This is a genomic window from Allobosea sp. P4_C6 (assembly GCF_056402015.1).
Genome location: NZ_JBFUIF010000282.1, coordinates 1 through 980, shown reverse-complemented (window position 1 = coordinate 980; position 980 = coordinate 1). Strand labels below are relative to the sequence as shown.

Annotated in this window: 1 protein-coding gene; it reads left to right on the top strand. The window is 60.1% G+C overall.

Going from position 1 to position 980, the window contains the following annotated elements; translation table 11 throughout:
- Positions 1-337: 337 nt before the first annotated feature.
- Positions 338-980: DUF763 domain-containing protein (locus AC1DVA_RS28675; protein WP_476808170.1), on the top strand; the 643-nt coding region annotated here is incomplete at its 3' end.

Sequence of the window (980 nt, the reverse complement as noted above, 5' to 3'; positions counted from 1 at the left end):
TGCCCCCGGCGAACACGATTAGATCGGCCGTTTTCCCAGCGTCGCTCTTGATGCGCTTGAGTACGCCGCCATCCTCGACGGTGAGGCAGTCGTACTCTACGAGCATGGCGCATCGAATTTTGACGCTGGATTGCGCGGTGGGCCTGGAAGACGTCATCGCTAAGTCGCGGGACACTCCTTATCGAGAGGGGCGTTGCAGGGCTCACGATCAGTTGCGTGCGATCGGAAAAAATCGTCATCGTGGGTTTAAATGACCGAACAACTGCGCGACGCTCGTGTTTATCTACGATCTTTTTTGAGATAGAACCGCAGTTCTTGTTTCGTTCGGGAGCAGCGCATGGCACGCCGTTCAGGCAGCGCCGATCTTCCGCTTCATCATGGCCGCGTACCGGGATGGCTCGGGCAACGCATGTCGAGATTGGGGGCGGTCATCTGCGAGGCGATCATTCACCATTACGGTCGCGAGGAATTGCTGCGGCGGCTCGCGCACCCCTTCTGGTTTCAGTCCTTTGGCGCTGTGATGGGGATGGATTGGCATTCGTCGGGGATCACTACGAGCGTCATAGGTGCGCTGAAGCGTGGACTCGCCCCGCTATCCGGCGAGCTGGGACTACATGTCTGCGGCGGCAGGGGCCGCCATTCGAGGCAGACGCCGTTCGAGCTACAGCAGATCGGTGCCAGAACCGGGTTCGATGGAGACGCGCTCGCTAAAGCCAGTCGTCTTGTCGCCAAAGTGGACAGCGCAGCGGTTCAGGACGGTTTCGATCTTTATCTACACGGCTTCTTCGTCACGGATGACGGCCAATGGGTAGTTGTTCAGCAAGGGATGAACGGTGATGGCGGCATCGCTCGCCGCTACCACTGGCAGTCGGAGGGTCTGGGAAGCTTTGTCGAGGCGCCGCACGCCGCCATCGATGGCGAGAGCCAGGGCAGGATCATCAATCTCACCGATGCCCGAGCTGCCCCCTCCCGTGATGGCC